The organism is Knoellia sp. B-D-2 (assembly GCF_057714695.1).
The window spans coordinates 3347435-3373040 of record NZ_CM173189.1; the positions used below are offsets into that span (position 1 = coordinate 3347435).

Genomic DNA, 25606 nt, shown 5'->3' on the forward strand with positions numbered 1-25606 from the left:
TCAGCCGGCGTCGGCGGGGATCTCGTCGACGGGGACGACGTCCTTCAGGAAGCCCCGCAACGAGAGGAAGTCCGACAGGGTCACGCGGTGCTCGTCACAACCGAGCCAGACCTTGCGGCGCTCGGTGGTGTGCAACGTGGGGTTGTTCCAGAGCAGGCCCCACGTGGCCTCGCGACGGCAGGCCTTGGCGCTGCAGATCACGACTCGAGCCGGCGGCGCTCGGGGTCCCGGGGCGCGACGGGGGAGACGCGGCCGGTGGTGCGCGGAGCCCGCGCGTTGGCGAACACCACGGCGATGTAGGGCAGGACGACGGCCAGGGCCACACAGGTCCACCGGACCCAGCCGTGCGTGACGAACGCCAACACGAAGCACCCGGTGCGCACACCCATCGTCACGAGGTAGTGCTTCATCCGTGCGTTGAGGTCGTCGTCCGGGTTCGAGCGGGCCGTCGTCACCGACTGGACCTGCGGCTCACCCCTGGGGTTCGTGCTCACCGCCTCACTCTACGTCCGGTTCCTGAGCGTTCCGCGTGCTCCCGGTGATGCCTGCTACCCGTGGGTAGTCCACTAGCGTCGTGCGCCATGAGCCCAGCACGCAACGTCCTCGTCACCGGGGGCAACCGAGGAATCGGCCTGGCCATCGCCCAGGCCTTCGTCGACGGCGGCGACACCGTCGTCGTGACGAGCCGCAACGGCCAGGCCCCCGACGGTCTCACGGCCGTGACGTGCGACGTCACCGACTCGGCGTCCGTCGACGCCGCCTTCACCGCGGCCGAGGAGATCTTCGGCGGACCCGTTCAGGTGCTCGTGGCCAACGCCGGCATCACCAAGGACGGACTTCTCATGCGGATGAGCGACGAGGACTTCGACGCCGTCATCGACACCAACCTCGCCGGCACCTTCCGCTGCGTGCGACGCGCGAGCACCGGGATGATCAAGGCGCGCGGCGGACGGATCATCCTCATCTCGAGCGTCGTGGGCCTCTACGGCGGGCCGGGCCAGGCCAACTACGCCGCGAGCAAGGCCGGCCTCGTCGGCCTCGCGCGCTCCGTGACCCGCGAGCTCGGTGGTCGCGGGATCACCGCCAACGTCGTCGCCCCCGGCTTCATCGAGACCGACATGACCGCAGCGCTCCCGGAGGCCACGCAGAAGACCTACAAGTCCGGCATTCCGGCCGGGCGGTTCGCGCAGCCGGGCGAGGTCGCCGCGGTCGTGCGCTTCCTCGCCTCCGAGGAGGCCGCCTACGTCACCGGGGCCGTGATCCCCGTCGACGGTGGCCTCGGCATGGGCCACTGACCCACCCGTTCCGACCGTCCCACCCACCGACCCCACGCCAGCCACACTCGCCACACAAGGAGAACCGCCGATGCTGCTCGAGGGCAAGAAGCTGCTCATCACCGGAGTCCTCATGGACTCCTCGATCGCCTTCCACGTCGCCAAGCTGGCGCAGGAGCAGGGCGCCGAGGTCGTGCTCACCTCGTTCGGGCGGACCATGAAGATCACCTCGACGATCGCCAAGCGGCTGCCGACGACGCCGCCGGTCGTCGAGCTCGACGTCACCGACAGCGAGCACCTCGACACCCTCGCCGCACGGCTCGGTGAGCACGTCGACCACCTCGACGGGGTCCTGCACTCGATCGGCTTCGCGCCGCAGGGGGCGTTCAACTTCCTCGAGGGCAGCTTCGAGGACGTGTCGACCGCGATGCACGCCTCGGCCTACTCCCTCAAGTCGCTCGCCGTCGCCGCGCTGCCGCTCATGTCGCCGGGGTCCGCGGTCGTCGGACTCACCTTCGACGCGAAGTTCGCCTGGCCGGTCTACGACTGGATGGGCGTGGCCAAGGCCGCGTTCGAGTCGACCAACCGCTACCTCGCCCGCGACCTCGGCCCCCGCGGCATCCGCTGCAACCTCGTGGCCGCCGGCCCCATCCGGACCACGGCCGCCAAGTCCATCCCGGGCTTCAAGACGTTCGAGGACACGTGGGGCGAGCGGGCCCCGCTGGGCTGGGACGTCAACGACGCCGTGCCCGCGGCCAAGGCCTGCGCAGCCCTGCTCTCCGACTGGTTCCCCGCCACGACGGGCGAGATCGTGCACGTCGACGGCGGCGTCCACGCGATGGGGATCTGAGCCTTCCGGGCAACTAGGCTCGCCCGGTGACCAGCGACCTCCACACCGTCCCCCTCGTGACCGCCACCGAGGTCCGGGTCCTGGAGGGACCCAACCTCTACTTCCCGAAGCCGGCCGTCAAGGTCACGCTCGACCTCACGGCTTACCTCGATGCCGACAAGGACCTCGTGCGCGCCGTGGCGCGCACCGCCGGACTCGGCGCGATCCAGGCCGGCGCCCCGCACACCGAGCAGCGGCAGCGGGTTCTCGCGCGCCTCGCCGAGCGTGCCGTGCGCCACGTCTCACGGGCTGCCGGAACCGGTCGTCTCGGCGTCCGTTCGCGCCCCGGCAACGAGCGGTCCGTCGTCGTCGTCTCCTTCGTGTGGCGTCGCCGCGGGTCGGCGCGAGCGCTCGGCGAGTCGGTCGCCCCCGTGCTGCAGGCGTGGCTCGAGGGCCATGACGTCGTCGACGAGTGGGCGGCCACCGTGCGTGACGCCCCCGACGGCGCGCCGCCGCGCATCGCCACCCCTCACATCCCCGTCGCGTCCGTCACCGGGACCAACGGCAAGACGACGACGACGCGGCTGCTCGCCCACATCGCGATGACCGCCGGCAAGCACACGGCGTGGAGCTCGACCGACGGTGTCGTCGACCACGGCACGACGATCGAGGCCGGCGACTTCTCCGGGCCCGCGGGAGCCCGGGGCGTGCTCGGGGCGCCCGGCGTCGAGATCGGCATCCTTGAGACCGCCCGCGGCGGCATGCTGCTCAAGGGCCTCGGCGTGACCCACAACGACGTCTCGGTCGTCACCAACGTCTCCGCCGACCACCTCGGCCTCCAGGGCGTCGACACGATCGACCAGCTCGCCGAGGTCAAGGCGATCATCACCCGGGCCACCCGGCCCGGTGGGTGGACCGTGCTCAACGGCGACGACCCGCGCGTCTGGGCCATGCGCAGCGGCTCGCCCGCCCGACCCTGGGTCTTCACCCTCGACGCGAACTCACCGGCGATCCGCGAGGCGCTCGGCGCCGGCGGCCGGGCCATCACCGTCCTCGACGACCGGGTCAGTGTGCTCACCGACTCCGGCGTCCCGGACCGGCTCATCTCGGTCGTCGACGTGCCGATGACGATCAGCGGCCTGTCGCGGCACAACGTCGCCAACGTCCTCGCTGCCACGGCCGCCGCCCTCGGCCTCGGCCTCGACCGTGGCGCGGTCATCGAGGGGCTGCGGACCTTCCAGCCGGACGCGACGCTCAACCCGGGACGCATGAACACCTACACCGCGCCGGCCGGGCTCGGTGGCTCCTGCACGGTCGTCGTCGACCTCGCCCACAACGAGGCCGGCCTCGAGGCCCTCATGGACGTGGCCGACGGCCTGCGCGAGCCCGGTGCGCGGATCCACCTCGGGCTCGGCGCCGCGGGGGACCGCACCGACGAGATCCTCGAGAACCTCGGCGAGATCGCCGGACACCGCGCCGACCACGTCGTCGCCGCCAACAAGGAGCACTACCTGCGCGGCCGGACGATGGAGGAGCTCGAGGGGCTCCTGCGCGCCGGCCTGCAGCGGGCCGGGGTCGCCGACGTCACGTCGTTCCCCACGGAGCTGTCCGGCCTGCGCGCCCTCGTCGAGGGAGCCCAGGACGGCGACGTCGTCTCGATCATGTGCCACGCCGAGCGCGAGGAGATCTACGCCTGGCTGGCCGAGACCGGGGCCGTCGCCGACGACGCCCGCTCGATCCGCCGCAAGGTCATCGCCGCCCGCGGGGAGCATGAGGCCGAGGGCGACATCGCCGCCCTGTGGGAGGACGAGGACGCGGCCCGACGGATCGAGACCGGCGCCCGCCTGCACGCCGAGTACCCGGATGACGCGCGCATCACCTACGAGTACGGCGGAACGTTCGACTCCGCGGGTCAGCCGGAGCGCGCCATCGAGCTCTACCGCGAAGCGCTCGCCGGCGGGCTTCGCGAGCCCTACCGGCACCGTGCGGTGGTCCAGCTGGCCTCGTCGCTACGCAACGTCGGCGAGCACGACGAGGCGGTGCGCCTCCTCGACGCCCTCGCCGAGGAGCGACCGGACTCGGTCGGCATCGCCGGCTTCCGCGCCCTCGCGCTGCACTCCGCGGGGCGCTCCGGCGAGGCCCTCGGGAGCCTGCTCGCCGCCGTCGCCCACGCGAGCACGGACGAGGACGTCACGCGCTACCGTCGCTCGCTCACGGCCTACGCGGACGAGCTGGCTCGGCCGGGCGGCTGACCCTCAGGACCTGACCGGTTCCGGCTCCTCGGCGTCGTGCTCGGCGAGGTCCTGGTCGGTGGCCTCCTCGCCGCTGACCTGGGCCGCGGCCGACATGACGTTCGGGTCGAGGTCGGGGTCCGCGAGGGAGTCCGCGGTGTGCGTCCCCGGCTGCGCCTGCTTGGTCATGGTCTCGAGCTCGTTCATGACGACACCGTGCTGGTCGACGCAGACGACGACGATGTCGCCGGGGTTGGCGCGGGCCATGACGTGGCGCACGGCCGAGAGCTCGTCGGTGACGATCTCGACCTGGCGGCAGCGGGCACCGTCGGCCATGGCGTTCTTGGCGCCCTCGGCGACGAGGGCGGCGGTGTCCCCGCGCCTGCGGCCACGAAGGCGCTCGTCCTCGCGCACGACGATGACGTCGAAGTGCTGCGCCGCGAGCATGCCGAGCTCGCGCATGTCCTCGTCGCGGCGGTCGCCAGCGGTGGCGATGACCCCGAGTCGCGAGATCTTGCCGAGGTCGCTCGATCCCGCCTTGGCCGCCGCGTAGCGCTCGATGAACTCGCCGAGGACCTTCATGCCGGGAGCGTTGTGGCAGTAGTCGACGATGACGTCGATGTTGTTGACGTTGACCTGGTTCATGCGGCCGGGGGACAGGTAGTAGCTCGTCGAGAAGGTCCGCAGACCCTGCCGGATCTCGTGCAGCCCGGTGCCGACCGCGAAGGCGGCGCCGGCCGCGGCCATGGCGTTGGAGACGTTGAACATCGCCGTGCCGCCGAAGGTCGACGGGAGCAGGTGGGTCCAGGCGAGCTGCATCGCCCGCCGGCCGTGGCGGATGACGATCATGTCGCCCTTGTCGGACGGCTCGAGGACGACGGCCCGCCCACCGCGGCGGCAGTGGCCGTCGACGAAGTCGCGCACGCTCGAGCCCGGCTCGGACGTCGTGAACCAGATGATGGATCCCGAGCAGCGCCGGCGCATCTTGCGCACCAGAGGGTCATCGGCGTTGAGGACCGCGAACCCGTTGCGGGGCACGGCCTCGACGATGACCGCCTTGACGTCGGCGAGCTGCTCGACGGTGTCGATGCCCCGCAGACCGAGGTGGTCCGGGGCGACGTTGGTGACGACGGCGACGTCGTTGCGGTCGTAGCCGAGGCCCTCGCGCAGGATGCCGCCGCGGGCTACCTCCATGACGGCGAAGTCGACGCGGGGGTTCTGCAGGACCATGCGGGCGGACTTCGGGCCGGAGGCGTCGGCCTTGAAGACGAGACGCTCGTCGACGACGATGCCGTCGGTCGAGGTCATGCCGACCTTGCGGCCGACGCCCTTCATGATGTGCGCGATCATCCGCGACGTCGTGGTCTTGCCGTTGGTGCCGGTCACCGCGACGATCGGCACGCGCGACGGCGCGCCGGGCGGGAAGAGCAGGTCGACGACGGGACGAGCGATGAACTGCGGCTCACCGATCGTCGGGTGCGTGTGCATGCGGAATCCGGGGGCCGCGTTGACCTCGCAGATGGCCCCGCCGGTCTCGCGGACGGGGGAGGCGATGTCGGGACAGATGAAGTCGATGCCGGCAACGTCGAGGCCGACCATGCGCGCGGCCTCCTCGGCGATCTCCACGTTGTCCGGGTGCGCGTCGAAGGTGCGGTCCACCGAGATCCCACCGGTGGACATGTTGCCGGTGAGGGCGAGCTTGACCATCGTGCCCTGCGGCGGGACCTCGTCCATGGCGAAGCCCTGCTCGCGCACGAGGCCCTCGGCGGCGCGGTCGACCTTGATCCGGGTGAGCACCTTCTCGTGGCCCACACCGCGTCGAGGGTCGGCGTTGGTGATGTCGACGAGCTCGCTGACGGTGTGCTCGCCGTCGCCGACCACGTGGGCCGGGACGCGCTCGGCGATCGCCTGCATGCGCCCACCGACGATGAGGCAGCGGTAGTCCTTGCCGGTGACGAACGACTCGACGATGACGCTGCCGCGCCGCGACTGCTCGCGGGCGATGGCGAAGGCCTCGCGCACGTCGTCGTCGCTCTCGAGGTTGAGGCAGACGCCTCGACCGTGGTTGCCGTCGAGCGGCTTGACGACGACCGGGAAGCCGATCCTGCGGGCGGCGGCGACGGCGTCCTCGGGCCCACGCACCGTGTCCTGCTTCGGGACCGGCAGGCCCGCCGAGCCGAGCAGCTTGGTGGTGAGGTCCTTGTCGCCGGCGATGTCGACCGCCAGGGCGCCGGTCTTGGAGGTCATGGTGGCGCGGATGCGCTGGGCGTGGACGCCCTGACCGAGCTGGACGAGGCTGGCGCTGTTGAGCCGGATGAACGGGATGTCCCGGCTCACGGCCTCCTCGAGGATGGCCGCCGTCGACGGCCCGAACGCGGTGCGCTCGGCCCTCTTGAGGAAGACCTCGAGGGCGCTGTCGAAGTCGAAGCCCTCCTCGGCGCGGACGAGGTGGTTGACGAGACGCACGGCCAGCTCGCCGGCGGCCACGCCCACTCCCTCGTCGGTGTAGCCGTAGATGACGTTGTAGCGGCCGGGGTGGCCCTTGGCCGCCCGGGTCTTGCCGCGGCGCTGGTCGTGGCCCGCCTCCTGCTGCAGCTGCAGGGCGACGTGTTCGGCGACGTGCCCCAGCCAGGTGCCCTCGCGCAGCCGCTGGATGAAGCCGCCCTTGACCCCCCGGGAGCAGCTGTGGTTCTCGAGGCCGGGGAGCAGCTCGACGAGCCGGTCGGTGAACCCGTCGAGGAGGTCCGTGGGGTACTGCTCGAGGATGCCGAGGTCGACGACGAGGTGCACCGACGGGTCGTAGGACCAGACGTTGCCGCCGCGGTAGACGCGGGACTCGACGATGGTGAGCTCTGGTGCTGCGGGGCCGGTGGGGGTCGGGCGGTCCTCGGTCATCGGACTCCTCGTGGCGGTGTGGTCGGGGCTGTGCAGGGGCGGTGCAGGGGGCAACGGGTGTGGCGGCGGTCGTCAGCTCTTGGCGGCCGCGAGACCGGCGTCGACGTCGGGATGCTGCTCGACGAAGTCGACCAGCTCGGCCGACGACAGGTCGAAGGTCGCGCCGGCGGGCAGGGTGTGGATGACGGCGCCCGAGATGAGCAGGGGCGCACCACGACGGGCGTCCGGGGCGTCGGTCCTCACGCCGCGGCAGTCCATGACGATGACGCCGCCGCGGCCGTGGACGGTGAAGCGAGTCCCGTCGTGGACCTCGATCGCGGTGTCCTCGTCGATCCCGATGCCGAGCAGGCTCGGTGACGCGGCGACAACCGACAGGAGGCGGCCGTAGCGCGAGCGCTGGGCGAAGTGCTGGTCGACGACGACCCCCTTGAGCAGCCCGATGCCGGCGCTGATCTGGCTGCCGCGCTGGACCGGGGTGATCCCCTCGTCGCCCATCGAGATCATGAACTCGCTCATGATCGAGGCTCCGGCGGACGTGCCGGCGACGACCGCACCACGGGCGTGCGCCCGGTGCAGGGCGTCACCGAGCGGCGTGCCGGGGAAGAACTGGGACAGGCGGAGCTGGGACCCGCCGCTCATGAAGATGCCGGTGGCCTCGTCGATGAGGGCCACCGACTCGGGGTCGTGCGCGGCCTGGCGCGACTGCGGGTTCACGACCTCGACCGCCTCCACGCCGAACCGAGTGAAGACGTGGCGGTAGGAGTCGACGACCTCTCCCTGGAACGAGGAGGCGGTGGGGATGACGACGAGCCGGGAGCGCCTGCCGCCGCTGAGCCGCACGAAGCGACGGAGCAGGGCCGCCCGGCCGACTCGGTCCTCTGCGCCGCCGATGATGAAGAGCGTCGGCGTCGTGGACGGGTAGCGGGGCATTGGCACAGCCTAAGAGGTGTCAGCGGTGGTCGACAGCAGGAGCCGGTGTCGGAGTGCCGTCGGCGTCGTCGGCCTCCTCGATCTCCTCGCGGGTGATGCCGAGGAGATGGAGGACCGTGTCGAGGTACGGGACGGTGACGGAGGTGTCGGCCTGCTCGCGCACCAACGGCTTGGCGTTGAAGGCGATCCCGAGGCCCGCCGCGCCGAGCATGTCGAGGTCGTTGGCGCCGTCCCCGATGGCCACGGTGCGGGCCATCGGGAGCCCCGCAGCGGCGGCGAACTCCCGCAGGGCGACCGCCTTGCCCTGGCGGTCGACCACGTCACCGAGCACCCGGCCGGTGAGGCGGCCGTCGACGACCTCGAGCCGGTTGGCCCGGGCGTGGTCGATCCCCAGCTCGTCGGCGATGGGCTGCACGATCTCGATGAAGCCGCCGGAGACGAGCGCCACCGTGAATCCCAGCCGCTTGAGCGTGCGCACGAGCGTGCGGGCCCCGGGGGTGAGGCGCACGGCCGCCCGGACCTCGTCGAGCACGGAGGCGTCGAGCCCGGCGAGGGTGGCCACGCGGGCGTGCAGGCTCTGCGTGAAGTCCAGCTCGCCGGCCATGGCCTGCTCCGTGACGGCGGCGACCTCGGCCCCGCGCCCGGCGTGCTGGGCGAGGAGCTCGATGACCTCGTCCTGGATGAGCGTCGAGTCGACGTCCATGACGACGAGGCGCCGGCCGCGACGGGCCAGGCCGGTCGCCGCCACGGCGATGTCGACGCGCTGCTGGGCGGCGACGAGGGAGAGCTCGCGGCGCAGGGCGGGGAGGTCGGCGCCGCTGACGTCGAGCTCGAGGCTGGTCACCGGGTAGCGCGAGAGTCGCCGGATGCGGTCGATGTTGGCGCCGTGGTCGGCCACCGAGCGGGAGACCGCGGCCACCGCCTCGGCGCGCAGGGGGGCGCCGAGGAGGACGACGGCGGCGCGGCCGGTGGGGCGGCGGCGGTTGTCGCCCCGGCCGTCGACGACGCTCACGGCGAGGCCCATGCGCTCGCCGACGGCCTCGACCAGGTCGCGCAGGCCGGCGCCGTCGTCCTCGGGCGCGAGGAGGACGGCCAGCGTCAGCTGGCCCCGGACGACCACCTGCTCGAGGTCGAGGACGATCGCCCCGGTCGGCGCGACGGCGTCGAAGAGCGCGCTCGTCACGCCGGGCCGGTCGTCGCCCGTGAGCGTCACCAGCAGGGTGGGGAAGTGGTCGGGCTCGGTGTCCGTGGTCACGGCGACAGGCTAGGAGTTCACGGCGTCTCGCCACGCGATGAGGTCACGGACTGGACCGAGGTCGTGGTTCGGACCGCGCAGGCCGACGGTGAACATCCTCGTGCCGACGGCATACAGGGCATCGGCCGACGCGGCGTGGTCGGCGACGCTCTCGGGGTGGCGACCGGGAAGGGGGCTCACCCCGGCCGACCGTTCGATGGACGACGGGTCGCGCCCGACGCGAGCGCACCACTCGTCGAGCACGGCGTGCTTGTGGGCGATCCTCTCGGCGTCGCCGAAACCGTGCCAGATGTCGGCCTGCTCCGCGACGATCCGCAGCGTCTTGCGCTCGCCGCCACCACCGACGAGGACGGGGATGGGCCGGGTGGGCGCCGGGTTGAGGCGGCCCCACCGCTCCTTGATCCGGGGCAGGTCGCGGTCGAGCGCGTCCAGCCGGCGGCCGGCGGTGCCGAAGTCGTAGCCGTACGCGTCGTAGTCGCGCTGGAACCAGCCCGAGCCGATGCCAAGGATGAGCCGGCCCTCGCCGCCGCGCGCCGAGATGTGGTCGACGGTGCGGGCCATGTCCGCGAGCAGGTCGGGGTTGCGGTACGAGTTGCACGTGACGAGCGCACCGAGCTCGACCCGCTCCGTCGCCTCGGCCCAGGCGGCGAGCATGGTCCAGCACTCGAGGTGCGCCCCGTCGGGGTCGCCGTTGAGCGGGAAGAAGTGGTCCCAGTTGAAGAGGACGTCGACCCCGAGCTCCTCCAGCTCTGCGACGGTGCGCCGGATGTCGGCGTATGCCGTGTGCTGCGGCTGGATCTGTACGCCGAGCCGCGCCCGGCTCACGGCTCGATGACCGTCCCCTTGCCGATGACGGTGATGCCGCTCTCGGTCACGGTGAACCCGCGCGCCCGGTCCTGCTCGGGGTCGATGCCGACCGAGGTGTTCTCGGGGAGGTGGACGTTCTTGTCGATGATGGCGCGCTTGACGCGGCAGTTGCGACCGATGTCGACCCCGTCGAGCAGCACCGAGTCGTCGACCTCGCTGTAGCTGTGGACGCGCACGTCGGGGGAGACCACGGAGTGGTTGACCCGTGCTCCGCTGATGATGACGCCGGGGGAGACCATCGAGCTGAGGGCCTCTCCGAACCGGCCGTTGGCGCCGTGCACGAACTTCGCCGGTGGGTACGGGCCGTAGCTCGTGAAGAGCGGCCAGTCGTAGTTGTAGAGGTTGAAGACCGGGTGGATGGAGATGAGGTCCATGTGCGCGTCGTAGTACGAGTCGAGTGTCCCGACGTCGCGCCAGTAGCCCTGGTCGCGGTCGGTGCCGCCGGGGATGACGTTCTTCTTGAAGTCGTAGGTGTAGGCGGAGCCGTCCTTGACGAGCGCGGGCACGATGTCGCCGCCCATGTCGTGGGTGCTGTCCTCGAGCTGGGAGTCGCTCGTCACGGCGTCCTGGAGGGCGTCGGCGTCGAAGACGTAGTTGCCCATCGACGCGAGGATCTCGTCGGGGGAGTCGGGCAGGCCCTGGGGGTCGGTCGGCTTCTCGAGGAAGGCGCTGATCTTGGTGTGGTCGTCCGCCTCGACCTCGATGACGCCGAACTGGTCGGCCATCGCGATCGGCTGCCGGATGGCGGCCACGGTGACGCCGGCGCCCGACTCGACGTGCTGGTCGACCATCTGCGAGAAGTCCATGCGGTAGACGTGGTCGGCGCCGACGACGACGACGATGTCCGGGCGCTCGTCGGTGATGGTGTTGAGGCTCTGGAAGATCGCGTCGGCGCTGCCCTGGTACCAGGACTTGTCGACGCGCTGCTGGGCCGGGATCGGCGCGACGTAGTTGCCGAGCATCGTCGACATCCGCCACGTCTTGGTGACGTGGCGGTCGAGGCTGTGCGACTTGTACTGGGTCAGGACGACGATCTTGAGGTAGCCCGAGTTCACGACGTTGCTCAGCGCGAAGTCGATGAGCCGGTAGATGCCGCCGAAGGGGACGGCGGGTTTGGCCCGGTCCGCCGTGAGGGGCAGGAGCCGCTTGCCCTCCCCACCTGCGAGGACGATGACGAGCACCTTGGGTCCACCGCTGCGGTATGCCATGTGCTCAACCTAGTGGAACCGGACGTTCCGGTGTGATCGGCGTCTCATCCCGGCGCCCGAGTCGCAGTAGGGTCGTCCCGTGCGAGTCGACATCCTCAGCAAGGAGTACCCACCGACGATCTACGGGGGAGCGGGCGTGCACGTCGCCGAGCTGACCCGGGCCCTGCGGGAGCGAGGTGACATCGACGTCCGGGTGCGCGCCTTCGGCCCGCCGCGTGACGAGGAGGGCACGACTGGCTACCCGGACCTCGACGCGCTCGCCGGCGCCAACCCGGCGCTCGTGACGATGGGGGTCGACCTCGCCATCGCCGGCGACTGCGCGGGCACCGACCTCGTGCACTCGCACACCTGGTACGCCAACTTCGCCGGCCACACGGCCTCCCTGCTCGAGGGCGTCCCGCACGTCGTCAGCGCCCACAGCCTCGAGCCGATGCGGCCGTGGAAGGCCGAGCAGCTCGGCGGCGGCTACCGCCTGTCCTCGTGGATCGAGCGGACGGCATACGAGGGTGCGGCGGCGGTCATCGCGGTGAGCGCCGGCATGCGCAAGGACGTCCTGCGCAGCTATCCCTCGATCGACCCCGCCAAGGTCAAGGTCGTCCACAACGGGATCGACAGCGAGCTCTGGAAGCGCGCCGAGGACCTCGACGTCGTGCGTCGCCACGGCATCGACCCCGACCGGCCGAGCGTCGTGTTCGTCGGTCGCATCACGCGGCAGAAGGGCCTGCCCTACCTCCTCCGCGCCGCCGCGGAGCTCCCGCCCGAGGTGCAGCTCGTGCTGCTCGCCGGCGCTCCCGACACCCCCGAGATCCAGGCCGAGGTCGAGGAGCTCATCGCCGGCCTGCGCGAGACGCGTGAGGGTGTCGTCTGGGTCGCCGAGATGCTCCCGCGGGCCCAGGTCATCGCCGTGCTGTCGGCGGCCACCGTCTTCGTCTGCCCCTCGGTCTACGAGCCGCTGGGGATCGTGAACCTCGAGGCGATGGCCTGCGAGCTGCCCGTCGTCGCGACGGCCACCGGTGGCATCCCCGAGGTCGTCGTCGACGGAGAGACCGGCTGGCTCGTCCCGATCGAGCAGGTCCAGGACGGCTCCGGCACCCCGGTCGACCCGGACCGGTTCGTCGCCGACCTCGCGGCGGCCCTCACGGCGGCCGTTGCCGACCCGGAGCGGGCCGCCCGGTTCGGCCGGGCCGGTCGACGTCGTGCGGTGGAGTCGTTCTCGTGGGCACGGATCGGTGACGAGACGCTCGCGGTCTACCGCGACGTCCTGGGCTGAGCCAGCGCGGCAGCCCCGGCGTTCGTCGCGTCGGCGAGGGCGCGCTCGGCGACGCGTCGGAGGTCTCGCAGGAGGTCGAGCCGCCGCTGCAGCGGGGTGACCGCCAGTGCGTCCTGCGGTCCGTCCAGGCCGGCGGTCGCCGCGTTCCCGATCGCGGCGGCGAACGTGATCGCCCGCACGGCCTGCGGCGACACCTCCTCGGGCAGGGCCCAGCGGCCCGGCCGGGGGAGCGACTCGCGGGCCGACGCCGTGTCGAAGGGTTGCCCACCGAGCGCGTCGAGCCGCTCGGTCGCCTCGAGCACCTCACCGGTGAGGAGCCGAATCGTCTCGCGAGGGTCGAGTGCCTCAACCCGGTGTGTCGGCACGGGGTCGCAGTCGTATGCCGTCCAGTCCAGCCGGGTGCCCGCGTCCGGCCCCGTCGCGCCCGGCGCCCCGAAGCTCGACCACGACGGCACGAGCATCGCCCCGAGTCCGGGTGCCACGACGCACTCCTCGGCCTCGAGGGCGGCGGCCAGCGCGTCAGGTCCGCACCGGGGGAGGCTGCTCGGGTCACCGCTCGAGGGGAGGGCGACGAGGAGGGTGCGTTCGCCCAGCTCGCGCCACAGGTCGAGCGTGTGGATGCCCGGGCCGACCGCGTCGACGTCGGGCAGCGCCGAGTCGATCGCCGACGCGAGCGGGCTTCCGTCCTGCCAGGCCGACGTGACCCACAGGGCGATCCGTACGGAGGCGGGCAGCTCGGGCATGGCGTCATCGTAGGCAGGAACGGGGTCACCTAGGGTGTGCGCCATGAGTGATGTGCTGGCGCTGGCGGGCGTGAGCGTGGTGCGTGGCGGCGCGACCCTGCTCAAGGAGATCGACTGGGAGGTCGAGGAGGGGCAGCGCTGGGCCGTCCTCGGCCCCAACGGCGCCGGCAAGACCACCCTGCTCCAGCTGGCCGCCGGGCGCATGCACCCGAGCACCGGTGTTGTCGGCATCCTCGGTGAGGTCCTCGGCGCCGTCGACGTCTTCGAGCTCCGCCCCCGCATCGGGCTGGCCTCGGCCTCGCTGGCCGACCGCATCCCCGGCGGCGAGCGGGTCGGGGACGTCGTCGTCACCGCCTCCTACGGCGTCGTCGGTCGCTGGCGCGAGAGCTACGACTCGCTCGACCACGCCCGCGCCGGCGAGCTGCTCGGGGCCCTCGGCGCCGCGCACCTGCGCGATCGCACCTTCGGCACGCTCTCCGAGGGGGAGCGCAAGCGGGTCCAGATCGCCCGCGCCCTCATGACCGACCCCGAGCTCATGCTCCTCGACGAGCCGGCGGCCGGTCTCGACCTCGGTGGTCGCGAGGACCTCGTCCGGCGGCTCGGTGAGATCGCCGGTGACGTCATGGCCCCGGCGCTCGTCCTCGTCACCCACCACGTCGAGGAGATCCCGCCGCACTTCACCGACGTCCTGCTGCTGCGCGACGGAGCCGTGGTGGCCCAGGGCCCGATCGAGATCACCCTCACCGCCGCGAACCTCAGCGCGACGTTCGGACTGCCCCTCCACCTGGAGCAACGAGGGTCCCGCTACCTCGCCTGGTCCGACTGACGCGCGCAAGCGACACCGCCGGCGGGACGGCATACACGCCGATCGCCCGACCGGCCAACGATCGTGACGGTCCCCGTGGGATCGTTGGCCACACACACCGTCGTGGACGGTGGGGGACGAAAGGGGAGTGGCCATGGAGTGGCTGACCGACAATCCGTGGGTCGCGTGGGTGGGGATCGCGCTGATCCTCGCCGCCGTCGAGGCGGCGACCGTCGACTTCGTCTTCCTCATGCTCGCCGGGGGAGCCCTCGCCGCCGGGCTGGCCGCCGCGATGGGGGGCAACCTCGCCGTCCAGGTGATCGTCGCCGTCATCGTCGCCGGGGCGCTCGTCTTCGTCGTCCGACCGGTCATCAAGCGCAAGTTCACCGAGGGCGAGCACGACCACCACATCGGGGCCTCCAGCCTCGTGGGGCGCGAGGCTCGCGTGCTCCAGACCGTCACCGACACCGACGGGCGGATCAAGCTCGCGGGGGAGACGTGGTCCGCCCGGGTCGCAGAGGGCTCCGCCCCGCTGCGCCCCGGCGACGACGTCAGAGTCATCGCCATCCACGGTGCGACGGCCATCGTCGCCGCCGACCGCCACTGACCTCAGGGAGTCACCATGATCGAACTCGTCATCCTGGCGCTGCTGCTCATCTTCGCTGTCATCGTCATCATGCGGACGGTTCGCATCGTGCCGCAGCAGACGGCGCTCATCATCGAGCGCCTGGGCCGTTACGCCCGCACCCTCGAGGGCGGCATCCACTTCCTCGTGCCGTTCGTCGACAAGGTCCGCGCCAACATCGACCTGCGCGAGCAGGTCGTCTCGTTCCCGCCGCAGCCGGTGATCACGAGCGACAACCTCGTCGTCAACATCGACACGGTCATCTACTACTCCGTCATCGACGCCAAGTCCGCGGTGTACGAGATCGCCAACTTCATCCAGGGCATCGAGCAGCTCACCGTCACCACCCTCCGCAACGTCATCGGCTCGCTCGACCTCGAGCAGACCCTCACCAGCCGCGACCAGATCAACGCCCAGCTGCGAGGCGTCCTCGACGAGGCCACGGGCAAGTGGGGCATCCGGGTCAACCGGGTCGAGCTCAAGGCGATCGACCCGCCCATGTCGATCCAGGAGTCCATGGAGAAGCAGATGAAGGCCGAGCGTGAGCGCCGCGCCATCATCCTCACCGCCGAGGGCGCCAAGCAGTCCAGCATCCTCACCGCGGAGGGCGAGAAGCAGAGCCAGATCCTGCGCGCCGAGGGCTCGGCCCAGGCCCGGGTGCTCGAGGCCCAGGGACAGGCCCGCGCCATCCAGCAGGTCTTCGACGCGATCCACCGGGGCAAGCCCACCCAGAAGCTTCTCGCCTACCAGTACCTCCAGGTCCTCCCGCAGATCGCCCGCGGTGACTCCAACAAGATGTGGATCATCCCGAGCGAGCTCACCAACGCCCTCAAGGGCATCGGCGGCGCCCTCGGGAGCGGCGACGGCGGCGGCGGCGGTTTCGACGACGACGACGACGACTCCGACTGGCAGCCCACCGAGGAGCTCACCACGCCGTTCGACGACACCGTGCTCGCCGACCCCGCGCAGGCCCTCGCCGAGGCGCGCGGCCAGGCCGGGGAGGCCTCCCGTGAGGCCAAGGACCACGCGACGCCTCCCGCCCGCCAGCAGCCGCCGCTGACGCCTCCGGCCGACGCGGTCCCCCCACGCGAGAGCTGAGGTGGGCGCCGCCGAGGCAGCGTTCATCTTCTCGGCCGGCGTGCTCGCCGGCACGATCAACACCGTCGTCGGGTCGGGAACCCTCGTGACGTTCCCGACCCTGCTGTTCTTCGGCTACGCACCCGTCGTGGCCAACGTCTCCAACACCGTGGGGCTCGTGGCCGGTGGCCTCACGGGGTCGTGGGGCTACCGCCACGAGCTGAGGGGCGCCGGCGGGATCCTGCGCCGGTGGGCTCCGATGTCCCTGGTCGGCGGCGTCGTGGGTGCCGTCCTGCTGCTCGTGCTCGACCCCGCAGCCTTCCGGACGATCGTGCCCGTCCTCATCGGGATCGGGGTCGTTCTCGTCGCGATCGGCCCGCGCATCACGGCTTGGGCCACCTCCCGACGCGGAGTCGCGGTGCCCGCGACCGGGGAGCACTCCCGCCGCCGAGCCGCCGTCCTGCTCGTCGGCATCCTCGGCACCGCGGTCTACGGCGGGTACTTCGGGGCGGCGCAGGGCGTCATCCTCATGGGCCTCCTCACGACCCTGACGAGCGAAGGGCTGCAGCGGCTCAACGGCATCAAGAACGTCCTCGCGACGATCGTCAACGCCGTCGCCGCCCTCACCTTCGTCATCGTCGCCCCCGACCAGGTCGACTGGCTCGTCGCCGGACTCATCGCGGCCGGTGCGCTGGTCGGCGGGGTGCTCGGCTCCCGGGTCGGCCGCCGGCTCCCGCCCGCCGTCCTGCGCGCGGTCATCATCACCATCGGGCTCGTCGCCATCGTGCGCATGGTCTGGTTCGCGTGACCGACTGGTCGGTGGTCCTGGGTCTCGGCGCCGCCCTCGTCGCGGGGGCCTTCGTCCAGTCCTCGATCGGTTTCGGTCTGGCGGTGGTGGCATCGCCCTTCGTCATCGTCTTCGCCCCGGACCTCATGCCCGGGTCGCTCCTCGTCGCGAGCTTCTCCCTGCCCGTCGCCCAGCTCCTGCTCGCCCCGGTGGACATCGCGTGGCGTCAGCTCGGCTGGGCGCTGCTCGCGCGGCTGGCGTTCACCCCGCTGGGTGTCGTCGCAGTGGCCCTCCTCTCCGTTCGCGCCCTCTCGGCGGCGGTCGCCGTCCTCATCCTCGTCACCGTCGCAGCCTCGCTCACCACCCTCGAGATCCGGACGACCTCGCGCAACGCCGCCGCGGCCGGGGCCATCGCCGGGGTGTCCGGGACGGCGACGAGCATCGGTGGACCCTTCCTCGCGCTCGTGCTCCAGCACGAGCGGCCCGAGCGCGTCCGGTCGACGCTGGCGGCCTTCTTCGTGGTCGGCGCCCTCATGGCCATCGGCTCTCTGTCCGTCGCCGGTGAGTTCTCCCGGGCGCAGCTCCTCGCCGGGCTCGCCTGGCTCCCGTTCATCGCACTCGGGTATGCCGTCGCGGCGCCGCTGCGTCGCCACCTGAGGACCCACCACCTGCGGCGTGCGGTCCTCGCCTTCAGCGCCGTCGCGGGAGCCAGCCTCCTCGTCCGGGCGCTCGTCTTCTAGCCTCTCCCACGTGCCGACCCGCATCACCGACCCCAGCGATCCCCGCGTCCACGACTACGTGGGGCTGACCGACGTCGCGCTCCGGCGTCGGACCGAGCCCGAGCGGGGGCTCTACATCGCCGAGTCCGAGAAGGTCATCCGGCGAGCCCTCGCGGCGGGCCACCGGCCGCGGTCCTACCTCATGGCCGAGCGGTGGCTCACCGACCTCGGTGACCTCGTCGCGGACGCCGAGCGGGACGGCACCCCGGTCCTCGTCGCCGACCACGACGTCATCGAGAGCTTCACGGGCTTCCACCTGCACCGCGGCGCGCTGGCGTCGATGCAGCGGCCGGCCCAGCGCTCCGTGGCCGAGGTCGTCGCCGACGCGCGCCGCGTCCTCGTCATCGAGGACGTCGTCGACCACACCAACGTCGGTGCCGTCTTCCGCAGCGCCGCCGCGCTCGGCGTGGACGCCGTGCTCGTCACCCCTCGGTGTGCAGACCCGTTGTACCGCAGGGCGATCCGCGTCTCCATGGGAACGGTCTTCCAGGTGCCGTGGACGCGCATCGACCCGTGGCCCGCGGGCATGGACCTGCTCCGCGAGAGCGGGTTCATCGTGGCCGCGCTGGCGCTCTCCGACGACGCGGTGGGGCTCGACGCCCTGGCCGCCGACCCGCCGGAGCGGCTCGCGCTCGTGCTCGGCACGGAGGGCGACGGTCTCGGGCGGCGCACCGTCGAGGGTGCGGACGTGGTCGTCACCATCCCGATGGCCGGGGGAGTCGACTCGCTCAACGTCGCCGCGGCCGGAGCGGTCGCCGCGTGGGCCCTCCGCGTCGATCCACCGCCACCGGCGTGACGCAGGAGGGCCCCGCCGCGTGACGACCGGGCGGCGGCGGACGGCCGAGGGCCCTCGCCCGGGGGGTCGGGGAGGGCCCTCGCCGTTGCCGGACGGGTCTCAGTGGTGCGTCGGTTCCAGATAGTTTCGTACCACGTATCGGCCGATCCTGAGGCCGTGCGTGGTGCCCGAGGTCGCCGCGTGGCGGAAGTGGAAGCCGACCAGGACACGCGACTCGGCGTTCTCCGCTGCCGCCTGCGAGAAGCGGTGGAACGACCGCAGGACCGGCGACGGGTCGGTGCACGTCTGGCCAGGCGGCAACGTGTGGCTGCACAGCGCGAAGTTCGCCCGGTCGGAGCCGAAGAAGCCACGCAGGACCGCAGCCGCCGCACCACCCTCGACCGAGTGGCCGGAGTCGTGGTCCGGGATCGGTGGCGTCGTCTCGAGCGGGGTCCACGTCGGATCGGGAGAGGTCCTCGGGTTGCCGTCCGACCCGGCTTCGCGGATCGCGGTGACGGGCCGCCAGAAGTTCTGGTCGTACTTCTGGTCGAAGGTGCCGATGTACCCGTCGGTCAGGGCGATGTCGAGCAGGCCGAAGAGACGGGCCGCCTGCCAGGCATCCAGGTGACGCTGTTCGGCCAGGGAGCGCGCCAGCCGGTTCCAGAGCAACGGCGAGCTCTCGAGCCAGAAGCGGGCCACCTCGGTCTGGTCGTCGGTTCGGGCGCTGGGTGTCGTCGTCCCGTCACCGCCGAGGGCCTTCACCTCGTTGAAGTCGCGCGTGTAGGCACGCGACTCGATCGGGTAGGGCTCGTCGCTGCGGAACTGCCGTGCCGACCTCAGGGCGAACGGTGTCACGTCGCCCCACCCGGGGGCGAAGGCGAAGAGGAGTGCCGCGGAGGTGAACCGGTACTCACCGGGCTCGGTCCCTTGCGGGTAGGCGGTGTCGAACAGCGGCGTGTCGGAGCCGTCACCGGTCCTCAGCGCCACCATCGCCTGGGCCGCGGCAGTCCCGAGGGCGACCCCGCGGTCCTTCGCGACACCGTCCGGGACGTCCGCGAGGGCCGCCTCGTAGGAGGCCTCGATGGCGGGCACCTCGCTGTCGATACAGGCCGAGAAGGGCTGCGGCAGGGTGCTCACCGCGGCGACGAGCGAGCCGCGGGCCGCAGCGGCGATCGCGGCCAGCGGTGCAGCGCCCTTCTCTCGGGCTCGATAGGCGTACGGCTGCGCGCGACCCTTGATCGCGTTGAGGCTGTCGTGAATCGCGAGGTGCATCATGGCGTACATGCGTGACTCGTGAAGGGGGTTGTTCGCGGGTGCGAGCCCGCATGCGAGAGCCGCCTCGGCGGCTCGCGCGTTCCACTCGATGACGGCCGCTCCGCTGACCGACGAGCCGGGTCCGGCGCCGTGGCCGGAACCGTCGTGGGCGCTGGCCGTGAGTGCCGGCGCTGAGATGAGCGTGGTGACGGCGGCGACAACGGCGAGCCGTCGGATGGTGCGTGGTGCGTGGTCCATGACGGACCTCCTCCTCAGGTGGATCCACGGGAAGGGAACGCCGTTCGGCAACCTTTCGACGGTAGGACCGGCGCGTGGAAGGGGTCAACCCCCTGGCCGGGCGGTTCGTGGAGGGGGCGTCGGGAGTTGGCGCGGCTGTGCCGTCCCACCCCTGCGGCAGCCGGAGATGCCCCGGGAACGCCCCGGGGGCTCCAGGGCCACTTGGCGGTTCACCGACGTCTCCATCACCGACACCTGAGGGGTCGGGTCAGCTCGGGTCAGCGGACGAGCCGGTCGAGCAGCGCCTGGAGCTCGGCCGCGGGGTCCTCGGCCGTCCCACCGTGGACGCCGGAGGGCTGGATGACCGTGCTCCGCGGTGCACTCAACCAGCCGAAGCGCTTGCCCGGTGTCGACAGGCGGGGACGACCGGCGCCGTCGGTGCCGGCGCAGACGTCGTCGACGACCGCCAGCGAGGCCGACACGGCGTCGAGGTCGAGGTCCGGCGCCAGCGCTCGCAGCCGCGTCCCGTCGACTTGGCAGGCCGCGCCGAGGAAGCCGGCGGACTGCGAGAACAGCACGACGCCGACGTTGACGCACTCGCCACGGTCGACGCGCGGGACGCACCGGAGCACGACGTACTGGTACGGGTGGGCGTTCATCGAGCCCCCTCCCACCAGGCGTCGGCGCTCTCGAGCCGGCGGGTGAGGTGCTCGACGTAGGCGGCACGCACCTCCGACGGTCCGTCCAGGCCCGGTGCGGGCTCGAGCCACTCGTCCGGGACGAGGTCGACGACCGAGGTGATGACCTCCGTCGTCATCACGGCCGCAGCACGTCGGTGCGCGGCGGACAGGTCGCCGACGACGTCGCCGAGGACGTGCTCGGAGGCGTCGAACGGCTGGACGGCGAACCGGCTCGCGTCCGGGCCGCGGCTCGGCCACGAGTGGTGGAACCAGATGGCGGCGCCGTGGTCGATGACCCACACCTCCCGGTGCCAGAGCAGGAGGTTGGGGTTGGACCAGGTGCGGTCGACGTTGGCCGTGAAGGCGTCGAGCCAGACGATGTCGGCGGCCTCGTCTCCCGTGGGCGGCCGCGAGCCGTCGTAGCCGAACGAGCCGGGCAGGAAGTCCACGGCGAGGTTGGCGCCCGGGCTGGCGTTGAGCAGGTCCTGGACCTCCTCGTCCGCCTCGTAGCGGGCGATGGCCGCGGGCATGTCGATGACCGCCATCTGCGGGATGCGGATGCCCAGGCGGCGTGCGAGCTCGCCGACGACGACCTCGGCGACGAGGACCTTGAGGCCCTGGCCGGCCCCACGGAACTTCACGACGTAGGTGCCGTCGTCGGAGGCCTCGACGAGCCCGGGCAGTGAGCCGCCCTCTCGCAGGGGCGTCACGAACCGCGTCGCGGTGATGTGGGGCAGCACGTCCACAGGCTACGGGAGGGACTAGGGTCGACGGAGCGCCCACGCGAGGAGAGGTATGAGCCAGACTCAGGGGCGGCTGCTCGGCGGCCGCTATCGACTCGGTGCGCCCTTGGGGCGTGGCGGCATGGCCGTCGTGTGGCGGGCCGACGACGAGATGCTCGGACGTGAGGTCGCCGTCAAGACGCTCGACCTCACCGGTCCCGAGAGCGACAACGCGGGGGAGCGCTTCCGCCGCGAGGCGAGGGCGACGGCGGCGCTCAACCACCCTCACATCGTCACGGTCTACGACACGGGCGTCGAGAACCAGACCGCCTACCTCGTCATGGAGCTCCTTCCCGGTCCGACCCTCGCCGAGCAGGTCCGGGACGAGGGTCCGCTGCCTGTCGAAGACGTGCGGACCATCGGCCACGAGGTCGCGGACGCCCTGCAGGCGGCCCACGATGCGGGGATCATCCACCGCGACATCAAGCCGGGCAACATCGCGTACGCCGCGGACGGCACGGTCAAGGTGCTGGACTTCGGCATCACCCAGCTCGTCGACGAGGCGCTCGGCCACCACGCGTTGACGATGACCGACACCATTGTCGGCACCGCGGAGTACCTCGCCCCCGAGCAGGCGACAGGGGAGCGCGTCGACGCCCGGGCCGACCTCTACGCCCTCGGCTGCGTGCTCACCACCCTGCTCACCGGCTCGCCGCCGTTCACGTCGCCGACCCCCGTCGCGATCCTCATGAAGCACGCCCACGACCCCGCGCCGGACGTGCGCGACCTGCGCCCTGAGACCCCCGCCGACCTCGCCGACCTCGTCGCCGCACTGCTCGCCAAGGATCCCGCCCACCGGCCCCAGTCCGGGCGTGAGGTGGCCGAGCACCTGCGCCAGCACCGTGCCCCAGCGCTCACCGAGGTCCTGCCCGTCGCGGCCGGGGCGCCGCCCACGGCCGTCGCCCCGCTCCCGGGCCCACCCCCGGCCCCGGTCCACGACCGGTGGGACGAGCCACCGCGCGAGATCGAACCCGAGCAGCAGCGCTCGAGGGCCTGGCTGTGGCTCCTCTTGCTCGCGGCGGCCCTGGCCGCCGCCGCCGTCTGGTACGTCCTCCAGGGCCGTGCCGACGCGCCGGACGAGAACCCGTCGCCCACCCCGACCCCGAGCGTCGTCCAGACCTCGGACTCACCCACCCCCACGCCCACCACGGAGACGCCGTCGCCGACCCCGACCGTCACCGTCACCGAGTCCCCGACGGCGACCCCGACGGCGACCCCGACGACCAGCTCGCCCCGCCCGAGCGCCACGCCGGTCGACACGGCCGGAGCGGTGACCGACGCGACCGCGGCCATGCAGACGGTGGTGCGCGACGCCCGGCAGTCCGAGGACATCGACCCCGACGTCGCCCAGACGATCGCGGGCAAGCTGCGCGACGTCGACCAGGCCGTGCGGTCCGAGGACGCGGCCGCCGTGCGGTCCCTGGTGGGCGACATCGAGGCTGAGCTGACGCAGGCCGCCGGGCAGGACCAGCTGACCCAGCCCGGGGCGGCCGCCCTCGCCGGACCGCTCGACACCCTCAGGCGGGCGGCCGACGCCTACCAGCCCTGACCGAGGTGACCCGGCGGTAACCTCCGCGCATGGACTCCACGCTGCTCACCGTCGGCCTGCCCGTCGCCCTGGCCGTCATCATGTTCGGGCTCGGCCTGGACCTCACCCCGGACGACTTCCGCCGCGTGGCACGCCACCCGCGCGCCGTCACGGTCGCGCTGGCCTGCCAGGTCCTCGTGCTGCCCCTGATCGCCTTCGCGCTCGTGAGCGCGTGGGACCTCGACCCCCTGCTCGCCGTGGGGTTCATGGTGCTCGCGGCATCGCCGGGCGGGACCACGGCCAACCTCTTCAGCCACCTCTTCCGCGGCGACGTCGCCCTCAACATCACGCTCACCGCGCTGAACTCCGTCCTCGCGATCCTCACCCTGCCGCTCATCGCCAACCTCGCGATCTCGCGCTTCCTCGACGAGGGGGACCGCGTCGGCCTCCAGTTCGACAAGATGCTCCAGGTCTTCGCGATCGTGCTCGTGCCGGTCCTCGTCGGCATGGTCGTCCGCCGCAGGTCGCCCGACTTCGCAGCCCGCATGGACCGTCCGGTGCGGATCGCCTCCGCCCTGCTGCTGCTGCTCGTCGTGGTGGGAGCCATGCTCGGGGAGAAGGACAACATCGCGGGGTACCTCGCCGACGTCGGCCTCATCGCGGCGCTGTTCTGCGTGCTGTCGCTCACCATCGGGTATGCCGTGCCGCGCCTGCTCGGGCTCGCGCCGTCGCAGGCGATCGCGAGCGGTTTCGAGATCGGGATCCACAACAGCACCCTGGCCATCGCCATGGCGATCACCGTCCTCGAGAGCACCCCGATGTCGATCCCCCCGGCGGTCTACGGTGTCATCATGTTCCCCATCGCCGCCGTGTTCGGGCTCGTCGTCGGTGGCCGGAGCAGGTGACCTGCGGCATCAAACCGTCGAAACTGCACAATGGTGTCTGACATCCGTGTGAATATGAACCAGTGAGTCCGCAGACACCAGAGTCCCGTGGGCGGGTCCTGTCGTCACGGGGGGCGCGCGACACCATCCGCATCGTCATGGCCGATGACCATGAGCTCTACCGTCGTGGCCTGGAGGCCATGATCGGCACCGAGCCCGACCTCGAGATCGTCGCCGAGGCGTCCACGGCAGCCGACGCCGTGCGGGCCGTCCTCACGCACGAGCCCGACGTCGTCCTCCTCGAGGTCCGCCTGGGCGGCCAGAGCGGCATCGACGCGTCCACGGCGATCAAGATGCAGGCACCCCGCACGAGGGTCCTCATCCTCACCGCCTCCGAGGACGAGACCGACCTGTTCAAGGCGCTGCTCGTGGGGGCCAGCGGCTACCTGCTCAAGTCGCTCCCGGCCGAGCAGATCGTCGAGTCGGTCCGCCTCGCTCACGGGGGCGAGGTCATGGTTCCCCCACCCATGGCCCGCCACCTCGTGGCCGAGTTCTCCCGACTGGCGGGACGGACGCCCAACGACGTCGAGCACGAGCGCATGCGGGCCCTCACCGAGCGCGAGATCGAGGTGCTGACCCTCATCAGCCATGGCCAGTCCAACCGCGAGATCGCCGTGAACCTCGCGGTCAGCGAGAACACGATCAAGAACCACGTCCGCAACATCATGGGCAAGCTCCAGGTGACGTCCCGGACCGAGGCGGCCATGCACGCCGTCCGGCAGAACCTCATTCCGTCGACCTGACATCCGTGGCCGGGGGTCGTGAACCCGTGCTGGTCACTCTCGGGGACGCTCCTGGGCGGATGTGGCCACGGCAAGATCATCACCGCTGACCCACCGTCGGCACCGATCGCCGTCGTACGTTCGCACCAGTGGCCGCGACGACTCCGGGAGGTGCCCGAGATGAGCAAAGGCTGGAATTGGTGAGGCAGAGGACCCCGTCCCAGACGGGCCGCGTCCGGGTTCGTGAGTGACCGGGTCCCCGCCAGTGACCGAGAAGCGCCCCGAACCTCTGGGTCCAGAGGTTCGGGACGTCCGTCGGTGTCCGAGGGGGCCTGAGCTCTCACGGCCCTGTCCCTCCAGGCGTGCCACGATCGACACGTGCGGTACGAAGTGGGAGACCTTGTCGAGTACATCGCGGAGCCAGTCTTCGACCTGATCATCCAGCCGGGCGATGTCGGTCGAGTGACCCGAGTGGGTGACGAATGGGTTCATGCGCTGTGGCCGCGAGGTGGCGAGCACAGTGTGCCCCTCGAGAACGTTCGACCAGCGGCCCGCCGGTAGGCCGCTCGTACGTCTTCTCCTGTCGCTACCTCAACGCCTTGGATCGCCTGTAGTCAGGGTTCCGACCTGCCGCGACACGCCCGTTCACCACCTGAGACACACCGCCGCCTGCCGAGCGCGTGTCGCGGCAGGTTCGGACGTTTGGTCACCCCACGGCATCAGAGCTGAACGCGCGTGGCGTCATCACAGCGGCCGGGGTGAACTCGTCCGATGGCGGTAGGGGCATGTCTGTGGGCAGTCCGGCCAGTGCCATGGCCTTCGGGAGCACGTCACGGTTGAAGGTGTCCAGGTGCGCCTTGGACTCCCACACTTCGGTCAGGTCAAACCCTTGGTCGGTCGGGTAGGCAAAGTGCAGGAGCAGTCCGTCGGCGTCACCTTCCTCAGCAACTACCTCAAGAACCGCCTTGTGCATGGCGAGGTATGCGTGGATCGGCGCAGGGAAGTGCAGCGTGTATCCGTACATTGCCATCCTCCATCTGAATCCTTCGATTGTGACGGCAACGACGGGACGGCTGTCAATGCCGCTGTGAGGCGTGGCTCCCGGGTCC

25 protein-coding genes are annotated in these 25606 nt (G+C 71.6%); 13 read left to right on the forward strand and 12 right to left on the reverse strand.

Annotation, left to right across the window (positions count from 1 at the left end; translation table 11 throughout):
* Positions 1-201 (reverse strand): hypothetical protein, encoded by a 201-nt coding sequence (locus tag AC3EU2_RS15855; protein WP_488177245.1) that lies wholly within the window; start codon positions 199-201, stop codon positions 1-3.
* The gene (locus AC3EU2_RS15860) at positions 198-494 is read right to left on the reverse strand and encodes a DUF3099 domain-containing protein (protein WP_488177246.1); all 297 of its coding nucleotides are present in this window, start codon (positions 492-494) and stop codon (positions 198-200) included. The genes AC3EU2_RS15855 and AC3EU2_RS15860 overlap by 4 nt, the downstream gene beginning before the upstream one ends.
* Before the next feature lie 87 nt (positions 495-581).
* On the opposite strand from AC3EU2_RS15860, the gene fabG reads away from it, so the two are divergent.
* The 3 genes from fabG to AC3EU2_RS15875 all read left to right on the forward strand — a co-directional run bounded on the left by fabG (position 582) and on the right by AC3EU2_RS15875 (position 4355).
* Positions 582-1295, forward strand: a complete 714-nt coding sequence (gene fabG, locus AC3EU2_RS15865; protein ID WP_488177247.1) for a 3-oxoacyl-ACP reductase FabG — start codon at positions 582-584, stop codon at positions 1293-1295.
* A gap of 70 nt (positions 1296-1365) precedes the next feature.
* A complete protein-coding gene (gene fabI / locus AC3EU2_RS15870) occupies positions 1366-2124 on the forward strand; it encodes an enoyl-ACP reductase FabI (protein ID WP_488177248.1) in 759 nt (252 codons plus the stop codon).
* Positions 2125-2150: 26 nt separating this feature from the next.
* Entirely contained in the window at positions 2151-4355 is a 2205-nt protein-coding gene (locus AC3EU2_RS15875) for a tetratricopeptide repeat protein (RefSeq protein ID WP_488177249.1), read from the forward strand.
* Positions 4356-4358: 3 nt separating this feature from the next.
* On the opposite strand, the gene cphA is transcribed toward AC3EU2_RS15875, so the two are convergent.
* The 5 genes from cphA to glgC all read right to left on the reverse strand — a co-directional run bounded on the left by cphA (position 4359) and on the right by glgC (position 11489).
* Complete coding sequence (gene cphA / locus AC3EU2_RS15880) at positions 4359-7229, reverse strand: cyanophycin synthetase (protein ID WP_488177250.1); 2871 nt, start codon at positions 7227-7229, stop codon at positions 4359-4361.
* A 72-nt stretch (positions 7230-7301) separates the two neighbouring features.
* A complete protein-coding gene (locus tag AC3EU2_RS15885) occupies positions 7302-8159 on the reverse strand; it encodes a cyanophycinase (RefSeq protein WP_488177251.1) in 858 nt (285 codons plus the stop codon).
* A gap of 19 nt (positions 8160-8178) precedes the next feature.
* Complete coding sequence (serB, locus tag AC3EU2_RS15890; RefSeq protein ID WP_488177252.1) at positions 8179-9414, reverse strand: phosphoserine phosphatase SerB; 1236 nt, start codon at positions 9412-9414, stop codon at positions 8179-8181.
* 9 nt (positions 9415-9423) lie between these two features.
* On the reverse strand, positions 9424-10239 hold the full coding sequence (locus AC3EU2_RS15895; RefSeq protein WP_488177253.1) for an LLM class F420-dependent oxidoreductase: 816 nt from the start codon (positions 10237-10239) through the stop codon (positions 9424-9426).
* Positions 10236-11489 (reverse strand): glucose-1-phosphate adenylyltransferase, encoded by a 1254-nt coding sequence (gene glgC, locus AC3EU2_RS15900; protein WP_488177254.1) that lies wholly within the window; start codon positions 11487-11489, stop codon positions 10236-10238. Before glgC ends, AC3EU2_RS15895 begins: the two co-directional genes overlap by 4 nt.
* 79 nt (positions 11490-11568) lie before the next feature.
* Between glgC and glgA the strand changes: the two genes are divergently transcribed.
* Entirely contained in the window at positions 11569-12759 is a 1191-nt protein-coding gene (gene glgA / locus AC3EU2_RS15905; protein WP_488177255.1) for a glycogen synthase, read from the forward strand.
* On the opposite strand, the gene AC3EU2_RS15910 is transcribed toward glgA, so the two are convergent.
* Positions 12738-13502 carry a hypothetical protein gene (locus tag AC3EU2_RS15910; protein ID WP_488177256.1) on the reverse strand — a complete coding sequence of 255 codons (765 nt, stop codon included), beginning with the start codon at positions 13500-13502 and terminating at the stop codon, positions 12738-12740. The genes glgA and AC3EU2_RS15910 overlap by 22 nt on opposite strands.
* A gap of 43 nt (positions 13503-13545) precedes the next feature.
* Here AC3EU2_RS15910 and AC3EU2_RS15915 point away from each other — a divergent pair, with 43 nt between their 5' ends.
* The 6 genes from AC3EU2_RS15915 to AC3EU2_RS15940 all read left to right on the forward strand — a co-directional run bounded on the left by AC3EU2_RS15915 (position 13546) and on the right by AC3EU2_RS15940 (position 18371).
* A complete protein-coding gene (locus tag AC3EU2_RS15915; protein ID WP_488177257.1) occupies positions 13546-14328 on the forward strand; it encodes an ABC transporter ATP-binding protein in 783 nt (260 codons plus the stop codon).
* Between the two features lie 133 nt (positions 14329-14461).
* Complete coding sequence (locus AC3EU2_RS15920) at positions 14462-14914, forward strand: NfeD family protein (protein ID WP_035932240.1); 453 nt, start codon at positions 14462-14464, stop codon at positions 14912-14914.
* A 15-nt stretch (positions 14915-14929) separates the two neighbouring features.
* Positions 14930-16030 carry an SPFH domain-containing protein gene (locus tag AC3EU2_RS15925; RefSeq protein WP_488177258.1) on the forward strand — a complete coding sequence of 367 codons (1101 nt, stop codon included), beginning with the start codon at positions 14930-14932 and terminating at the stop codon, positions 16028-16030.
* A gap of 1 nt (position 16031) precedes the next feature.
* Positions 16032-16817: a sulfite exporter TauE/SafE family protein gene (locus AC3EU2_RS15930; RefSeq protein ID WP_488177259.1), complete on the forward strand. Its 786-nt coding sequence runs from the start codon at positions 16032-16034 to the stop codon at positions 16815-16817.
* Positions 16814-17536: a sulfite exporter TauE/SafE family protein gene (locus AC3EU2_RS15935; RefSeq protein WP_488177260.1), complete on the forward strand. Its 723-nt coding sequence runs from the start codon at positions 16814-16816 to the stop codon at positions 17534-17536. The genes AC3EU2_RS15930 and AC3EU2_RS15935 overlap by 4 nt, the downstream gene beginning before the upstream one ends.
* Before the next feature lie 10 nt (positions 17537-17546).
* Positions 17547-18371: a TrmH family RNA methyltransferase gene (locus tag AC3EU2_RS15940; protein WP_488177261.1), complete on the forward strand. Its 825-nt coding sequence runs from the start codon at positions 17547-17549 to the stop codon at positions 18369-18371.
* Positions 18372-18470: 99 nt separating this feature from the next.
* Here AC3EU2_RS15940 and AC3EU2_RS15945 read toward each other — a convergent pair whose 3' ends face one another.
* The 3 genes from AC3EU2_RS15945 to AC3EU2_RS15955 all read right to left on the reverse strand — a co-directional run bounded on the left by AC3EU2_RS15945 (position 18471) and on the right by AC3EU2_RS15955 (position 21261).
* Positions 18471-19862: a vanadium-dependent haloperoxidase gene (locus AC3EU2_RS15945; protein ID WP_488177262.1), complete on the reverse strand. Its 1392-nt coding sequence runs from the start codon at positions 19860-19862 to the stop codon at positions 18471-18473.
* A 257-nt stretch (positions 19863-20119) separates the two neighbouring features.
* Positions 20120-20500, reverse strand: coding sequence for a DUF3037 domain-containing protein (locus AC3EU2_RS15950; RefSeq protein ID WP_488177263.1), 381 nt, complete (start codon positions 20498-20500; stop codon positions 20120-20122).
* Entirely contained in the window at positions 20497-21261 is a 765-nt protein-coding gene (locus AC3EU2_RS15955) for a HipA family kinase (protein ID WP_488177264.1), read from the reverse strand. The genes AC3EU2_RS15950 and AC3EU2_RS15955 overlap by 4 nt, the downstream gene beginning before the upstream one ends.
* Before the next feature lie 55 nt (positions 21262-21316).
* Between AC3EU2_RS15955 and AC3EU2_RS15960 the strand changes: the two genes are divergently transcribed.
* From AC3EU2_RS15960 to AC3EU2_RS15970, 3 genes are all read left to right on the forward strand, one after another.
* Positions 21317-22852 (forward strand): protein kinase domain-containing protein, encoded by a 1536-nt coding sequence (locus AC3EU2_RS15960; protein WP_488177265.1) that lies wholly within the window; start codon positions 21317-21319, stop codon positions 22850-22852.
* 29 nt (positions 22853-22881) lie between these two features.
* On the forward strand, positions 22882-23736 hold the full coding sequence (locus AC3EU2_RS15965; RefSeq protein WP_488177266.1) for a bile acid:sodium symporter family protein: 855 nt from the start codon (positions 22882-22884) through the stop codon (positions 23734-23736).
* Positions 23737-23873: 137 nt separating this feature from the next.
* Positions 23874-24518, forward strand: coding sequence for a response regulator (locus tag AC3EU2_RS15970; RefSeq protein WP_488177267.1), 645 nt, complete (start codon positions 23874-23876; stop codon positions 24516-24518).
* 685 nt (positions 24519-25203) lie between these two features.
* Here AC3EU2_RS15970 and AC3EU2_RS15975 read toward each other — a convergent pair.
* A complete protein-coding gene (locus AC3EU2_RS15975) occupies positions 25204-25527 on the reverse strand; it encodes a hypothetical protein (protein WP_488177268.1) in 324 nt (107 codons plus the stop codon).
* Between the last annotated feature and the right edge of the window lie 79 nt (positions 25528-25606).

What these genes read in the sequence shown, in the direction of transcription:
- fabG (WP_488177247.1), top strand. Translation starts at nt 582, where the DNA reads ATGAGCCCAGCACGCAACGTCCTCGTCACCGGGGGCAACCGAGGAATC.
- fabI (WP_488177248.1), top strand. Translation starts at nt 1,366, where the DNA reads ATGCTGCTCGAGGGCAAGAAGCTGCTCATCACCGGAGTCCTCATGGAC.
- cphA (WP_488177250.1), bottom strand. Translation starts at nt 7,229, where the DNA reads ATGACCGAGGACCGCCCGACCCCCACCGGCCCCGCAGCACCAGAGCTC.
- AC3EU2_RS15885 (WP_488177251.1), bottom strand. Translation starts at nt 8,159, where the DNA reads ATGCCCCGCTACCCGTCCACGACGCCGACGCTCTTCATCATCGGCGGC.
- glgC (WP_488177254.1), bottom strand. Translation starts at nt 11,489, where the DNA reads ATGGCATACCGCAGCGGTGGACCCAAGGTGCTCGTCATCGTCCTCGCA.
- AC3EU2_RS15910 (WP_488177256.1), bottom strand. Translation starts at nt 13,502, where the DNA reads ATGCCCGAGCTGCCCGCCTCCGTACGGATCGCCCTGTGGGTCACGTCG.
- AC3EU2_RS15915 (WP_488177257.1), top strand. Translation starts at nt 13,546, where the DNA reads ATGAGTGATGTGCTGGCGCTGGCGGGCGTGAGCGTGGTGCGTGGCGGC.
- AC3EU2_RS15920 (WP_035932240.1), top strand. Translation starts at nt 14,462, where the DNA reads ATGGAGTGGCTGACCGACAATCCGTGGGTCGCGTGGGTGGGGATCGCG.
- AC3EU2_RS15925 (WP_488177258.1), top strand. Translation starts at nt 14,930, where the DNA reads ATGATCGAACTCGTCATCCTGGCGCTGCTGCTCATCTTCGCTGTCATC.
- AC3EU2_RS15945 (WP_488177262.1), bottom strand. Translation starts at nt 19,862, where the DNA reads ATGGACCACGCACCACGCACCATCCGACGGCTCGCCGTTGTCGCCGCC.
- AC3EU2_RS15950 (WP_488177263.1), bottom strand. Translation starts at nt 20,500, where the DNA reads ATGAACGCCCACCCGTACCAGTACGTCGTGCTCCGGTGCGTCCCGCGC.
- AC3EU2_RS15960 (WP_488177265.1), top strand. Translation starts at nt 21,317, where the DNA reads ATGAGCCAGACTCAGGGGCGGCTGCTCGGCGGCCGCTATCGACTCGGT.
- AC3EU2_RS15965 (WP_488177266.1), top strand. Translation starts at nt 22,882, where the DNA reads ATGGACTCCACGCTGCTCACCGTCGGCCTGCCCGTCGCCCTGGCCGTC.
- AC3EU2_RS15970 (WP_488177267.1), top strand. Translation starts at nt 23,874, where the DNA reads ATGGCCGATGACCATGAGCTCTACCGTCGTGGCCTGGAGGCCATGATC.
- AC3EU2_RS15975 (WP_488177268.1), bottom strand. Translation starts at nt 25,527, where the DNA reads ATGGCAATGTACGGATACACGCTGCACTTCCCTGCGCCGATCCACGCA.